4 protein-coding genes and 1 pseudogene are annotated in these 5,637 nt (G+C 71.9%); 1 reads left to right on the forward strand and 4 read right to left on the reverse strand.

Annotation, left to right across the window (positions count from 1 at the left end):
* The 3 genes and pseudogenes from ACNFOC_RS50120 to ACNFOC_RS50130 form a co-directional block, all read right to left on the reverse strand.
* Positions 1–99: SAM-dependent methyltransferase (locus ACNFOC_RS50120; protein ID WP_416965659.1), on the reverse strand; the 99-nt coding region annotated here is incomplete at its 3' end.
* A 163-nt stretch (positions 100–262) separates the two neighbouring features.
* Positions 263–1,558: pseudogene (locus ACNFOC_RS50125) on the reverse strand (DUF4192 domain-containing protein); the annotation flags it as partial.
* A 99-nt stretch (positions 1,559–1,657) separates the two neighbouring features.
* Entirely contained in the window at positions 1,658–3,817 is a 2,160-nt protein-coding gene (locus ACNFOC_RS50130) for a RecQ family ATP-dependent DNA helicase (RefSeq protein WP_416965658.1), read from the reverse strand.
* A 369-nt stretch (positions 3,818–4,186) separates the two neighbouring features.
* Between ACNFOC_RS50130 and ACNFOC_RS50135 the strand changes: the two genes are divergently transcribed.
* Entirely contained in the window at positions 4,187–4,822 is a 636-nt protein-coding gene (locus ACNFOC_RS50135; protein WP_384171104.1) for a hypothetical protein, read from the forward strand.
* A 242-nt stretch (positions 4,823–5,064) separates the two neighbouring features.
* Here ACNFOC_RS50135 and ACNFOC_RS50140 read toward each other — a convergent pair whose 3' ends face one another.
* The gene (locus ACNFOC_RS50140) at positions 5,065–5,520 is read right to left on the reverse strand and encodes a hypothetical protein (protein WP_416965660.1); all 456 of its coding nucleotides are present in this window, start codon (positions 5,518–5,520) and stop codon (positions 5,065–5,067) included.
* Between the last annotated feature and the right edge of the window lie 117 nt (positions 5,521–5,637).

The raw sequence follows: 5,637 nt of genomic DNA on the forward strand, positions 1-5,637 counted from the left end.
TGCCATGACCGGCACCCTCGGGTCGAGGGCGAGCATCTGGCGGCCCATCTCCTCGTCGACGGGGTAGTTGTCCTTGCCGCCGAGGTACCAGTCGTACATGCGGGCGGAGCCCGGCCAGCAGGTCCCGGAAGTCGCGCTCGATGTTCAGTTGCCTGGGGCTGAACGCCTCCACCCACTCCGCGCGCAGGCAGCGCCGGATCGACTCCGGGTCCAAGCCCTCGTTGCAGGCCTGGTGCAGGAGTCGGGCGAACAGGTAGTCCGGGTCCGCGCCCAGGGCCATGGCCAGGGCCTCCCTGGCCTCCAGGTCGTCGCCGGTCGACCAGGCGACCCAGCCGGCGAGCGTGAGAGGAGCCGCGGCGTGTTCGCCGTAGGGTCCGACGCAGCGGCGGGCCAGTGCGCGCCAGAGGCGCAGGGCCGGTACCGCGTCGTCGCCCTCCATCCATTCGGCGGCGCGGTCGCGGGTCGTGCGGTCCTGGAGGCCGAGGATCAGCGTGGCGGCTTCGTCGTGGGCGAGCAGCGCGTCGTCGCGGTAGTCCGCGTGGAGTGCGCCGGACACCTGCGGTGCCGCGGCGAATCGCCTCATGATCCGCTGGGCCAGATCCAGGGTCTCCTGCGCCACGTCCGCTCGGCTGACGTCGTCGAGGATCCTCGGAACCAGGGTCATACCGGCGGCGTCCAGGGCGACTTCCTGCTGAAGCGCGGCAGCCGTCTCCCAGGGCTGCAGCCTGGCCCGCAACTCGCGCAGTGTGCCGCGCACTTGGAGTCCCGCGTAGGTCGCCGCCGCGGCCAGTACGGACGTGCCCGGGAGACCCGTCGGGGATCCGTCGACCGGGCAACATCCCTCGGGCGCGCAGCAGTACGACCAGAAGCGGCCGCCTGAGATGCAGAGCGCCTCGATCACGGTCACGTCGAGTCGGCCGCACTCGGTGCGCAGCTTCTGCACGAGCGGGCGCAGGCGTTCCATGACCTGACGCCCCGACTCCCCTGGCGCCGGTTCCTGACAGACGTAGGCGATCATCTGCTCGGGCCGGGTTCCCCTGCGCTCGCTACCGGTCACCAGGCCGTGGGCCAACTGCCGTGCCACGGAAGCCCAGTCGTCCGCGCCGGCGGGAATACCGAGCCGGGCCCTGCCGCCGAACCGGCCCCGACCGCCCCGATCGTGCAGGGCGACGAGGACGATGCTGTCCTCGGGGCGGTACCCGAGCAGATAGGGCAGGGCGTCGGCGAGTTCGGCGGGGCTGCGCAGGGTGACCTGGTGCTCGGCGCCGTGTCGGTCGTACGCGGTGGGGTCGATGTCGCCGTTTTCGGAGGATCCGGTCGTTTCGCTGTGGTTCGTCATGCATCGACGATCTCGCGGATCGCGAAATTCCGCTTGAGCCTGTGGATAAGTCCGGTCAGGGACACGCCACATGGGGTTCGGCGCGGCCAAGTCGGCCCGTACGACCGGGATATCCGGACCACCCACGGCGCTCACGCGATCACCCGGCGGTGGCAATCGAGACGATTCAGTCGCCACCGAAGCTCGCCCCGGCCAAGGCGATCCCGTTGGCGATCCCATTGCTACGGAATCTCGCCCGAGCCCAACCCGAATCACCGCACCCGCAGGCCGACATCACCCCGACCGCACGCCAACGGCACGGGTCCCGAAAACGAAACCTCAGCCGGCCGCAGCGAGAACCAGCGGAAGCACTTGCTCGCCGCCTGCCCGGCGGAGCAGCCGGGCGGCGACCGCGAGGGTCCACCCTGAGTCGGTGTAGTCGTCCACGAGCAGGACGGGGCCGGGAGAGGCGGCCAGCGCCTCGGCCAGCTCCCCCGAGACGGCGAAGGCGTCGGACAGGGCCCTGAGGCGCTGGGCGGAGTTGCTGCGGCGCGCCGCGTGCGTGCCGTCCGGTCCGGTGTACGTCAGGGTGCCCAGGAGGGGAAGGCGACCGATGCTCGCGATGCCCTGGGCGAGGGAACCGACCAGTTGCGGGCGGGCCAGAGACGGCACGGCCACGACCCCCACCGGACGGGCGGAGGCGTCCTCGACATTCGGCGCCCAACCGCCCGTAGAGCGCGCCCAGTCGGCAAGTACCGCCACCGCGGCCTTCAGGACGTCGTCGGGGACCGGGCCGTCAGGCGCGTTCTCCGCCAGCAGCGGGCGCAGTCGGTTGCCCCAGCCGATGTCGGAGAGCCGACCCAGGGCGCGCCCCGTGGAGCACTGGTCCTTCGCCGGGATACGGCCCTTGAGGTCCACGCCCAGCGCGGCCATCCCTGTCGGCCACATCCGGCGTGGCTCCACCTCCACGCCTGGGCGGTCCAGCTCCTTCGTCGCCCCCGTCAACGCCTCCGTCGAGACCGAGGAATCGATCCACGCGCCCGCGCAGTTGTCGCAACGGCCGCAGGGCACCGCGCCTTCGTCGTCCAGTTGCCGGCGCAGGAACTCCATCCGGCACTGGGACGTACTCACGTAGTCGCGCATGGCCTGTTGCTCGGCCGCGCGCTGCTTGGCCACCCAGGTGTACCGCTCGGCGTCGTACACCCACTCCGCGCCCGTGGCCGACCAGCCGCCCTTCACGCGCTTGACCGCCCCGTCGACGTCCAGGACCTTCAGCATCGTCTCCAGGCGGCTGCGTCGCAGGTCGACCGCTGTCTCCAGGGCAGGCACCGACAGTGGCCGTCCCGCGTCGGCCAGGGCCGAGAGGGTCTGCCGGACCTGTGTCTCGGGCGGGAAGGCCGTATCGGCGAAGTAGCGCCAGATGGCCTCGTCCTCCCGGCCCGGCAGGAGAAGCACATCGGCGTGGGCCACACCGCGCCCCGCGCGGCCCACCTGCTGGTAGTAGGCGATCGGCGAGGAGGGTGAGCCGAGGTGGACCACGAAGCCCAGGTCCGGCTTGTCGTAGCCCATGCCCAGCGCCGAGGTGGCCACCAGGGCCTTGACCCGGTTCTCCTGGAGGTCGATCTCGGCCTGGAGGCGGTCGGCGTTCTCCGTCTTCCCGGTGTACGAGGCCACCTTGAAGCCGCGTTGGCGCAGGAACGCGGTGGCTTCCTCGGCGGCGGCCACGGTGAGCGTGTAGATGATGCCCGAGCCGGTCAGCTCGTCCAGGTGCTCGGCGAGCCATGCCAAACGGTGCGCGGCGTCCGGCAGTTGGACCACTCCCAGCCGCAGGCTCTCCCGCTCCAGCGGGCCGCGGAGCACCAGGGCCTCCCCGGCACCGGTGCCCAACTGCTCGGCCACATCGGCGGTCACGCGCGCGTTGGCGGTCGCGGTGGTGGCCAGCACCGGTACGCCGGCGGGCAGTTCGGCCAGCATCGCCCGGAGCCTGCGGTAGTCGGGGCGGAAGTCGTGTCCCCAGTCGGAGATGCAGTGCGCCTCGTCGACCACCAGGAGGCCGGTCGTGGCCGCGAGCTTGGGCAGCACCTGGTCGCGGAAGTCCACGGAGTTGAGCCGCTCCGGGCTGACGAGCAGCACATCGGTCTCGCCCCGTTCGACCTCTCCGTAGATGTTGTCCCACTCCTCCGGGTTGGCCGAGTTGATGGTGTGCGCCCTGATACCGGCCCGCGCCGCCGACTCGACCTGGTTGCGCATCAGCGCGAGCAGCGGCGAGATGATCACCGTGGGCCCGGCGCCGCGCCGGCGCAGCAGAGCGGTGGCGACGAAGTACACCGCCGACTTGCCCCAGCCGGTGCGCTGCACCACCAGCGCGCGCCGGCGCTCCTCCACCAGAGCCGCCACCGCCTGCCACTGGTCCTCGCGCAGCCGCGCCGTACCGGTCGGATCACCGACCAGCTCGGCGAGGATGGCGTCGGCTTCGGCACGCAGCTCCTGGTTGCTCATGCCCCCCATGCAACCGCACGCCACTGACAACGGCCCAATCCCCCGCCGTGGCGAGGCACCCGGAACCCAGTCCCGCACCCGGGCCGACCGACTCCCTCTGGACCTCCCGCACATCAGTGGCGTACGAAAGTGTCGTGCTCGCATGTCCCAGGCGTCGTCGGGTGGCGCATTGGGTAGGGATATAAGCCATAGACCGTCAGATAAGGGGCCGTGGCCCCATTTGCTCGTTGCCGCATCCAAGTTCGACAGGAAGAATTGGAGTCCGCTCCCCGCACGGCTCGTCCGTGATCCGGTAGGGCTCTGCTGCGGTGTGCGCTCCCCCGAATCCGACCCCGCCCGAAGTGTGGGCGCGTAGCCGAAGGGAGGACCGTGACCTTCGGATTCGCTCCGTCCTCCGCGGCATCCATGTCGACGTCTGCCGACCTGTCCGCCGCTTCCGCCAACCCCCTTGCCCGTCTGCTCGAGCCCTCCGAATGGGCCGCCGCCGGAATCCCGTTGCTGCGCAATCCCCGCGAGGTCGTCAGCGGGCTGCACTCCCGGCATCGGCCGAGACCGGCGACCGCGATCGTGGCTGTCCTCGATCCGGACGAGCGGCTGCTCGCGAGCGCCTCGTTCGTCCGGCGGTCCGCCCCGGCCGACGGCTGGATGTTCCGCAACGCGCTGCTCGCGCAGCTGCGCCGCGTCATCCCGCACGATCTGCGCCGCCGCACCCCTGTGCGTACGGCCGTGCTGCTCTACTGCCGTGAGGGCGACGCGCGTTGGACGGAGGAGGACGGCGCGTGGATGTGGGGGCTGCGTGACGCCTGCACCCTGCACGGGCTGCGCTGCGGGGCCTACATCACGCTGACCCGCGACGGCTGGCAGGTGCTCGGGGAGGGGCGCGGCGGCCGTCGGCCCAGCGCGGACTCCGCGCCGGAACCTTTCGCCATGTCCGAGGTACCGCCCCTGCTGCCCCGCACCGGCGGCGCCGCCTCGGAGGTCCTGCGCCGCGCCGCGGCCCGCTGAAACCCGGTCCGGGCTCCGCGCCCGGACCGTACGGCCCCATCACTGCGGAGTCCTTACGACGCCGGGAGGCGCCCGCACTCCGGTCACGGCGCACGGGACATCGCACAGCCGCAGAAGGCACGTTGCGGCGAGCGCGCCAGAAATCCGCGCACGCCGAACGCGTCACCGTGCACAGACCGCCGCGACGGCGTTCACCGGACCGCCGTCGCCCTCCGAGGGCCTTCCGGGAATTCCCGGAAGGCTCAGACGCCCGCGCCCAGCACCGAGTTGATCTGCTGCGGGTCGCCGCAGACGATCAGCAGGGTGCCGGCCCGGCCGAGGGCCAGGGGCAGGGCGGTGGTGGCAACGGCTGCCGCGCCTCCGTTGACGGCGACCACGACGACGGGACGGGACGCCGCCCGGCCCGCGACGGCGGCGTCCGCGTAGAAGACGTCGTCGCGCGCGTCGTGCTGCGCCCAGTAGGACGCTTCACCGAAGGACAGTTCGTGGGCGGCCCACGGGTGCGGTTCGCCGGTGGTGATCACCAGCACGTCACCGGGGGCACGACCCGACTCCAGAAGCAGGTCCACGGCTTCCTCGGCAGCGTCCAGCGCACCCTCGGCCGAGGCCGGGATCAGCTGGATCTGCGGGGTCGCCACAGCGGTGTCGGAGGAGGCGGGGACAGCCGGACCGGAGGGTCCGGGCTTGGCCACGGCCACGTCGTGCGGCGTGCGTTGCGCCGGCGCCGTGGGCCGCGGCTGCCGCCGACGCGTCGTCCGGGCGGTGCGCGGACGACACCCCGTCGCACACCACGGCCACCACAACAGGCTTACCGT

Origin of the sequence: Streptomyces colwelliae (genome assembly GCF_048158785.1) — a bacterium.
GTDB lineage: Bacteria > Actinomycetota > Actinomycetes > Streptomycetales > Streptomycetaceae > Streptomyces.

Excerpts from the sequence above, each read along its gene's own strand:
- ACNFOC_RS50130 (WP_416965658.1), bottom strand. The coding sequence starts at position 3,817 with ATGAGCAACCAGGAGCTGCGTGCCGAAGCCGACGCCATCCTCGCCGAG.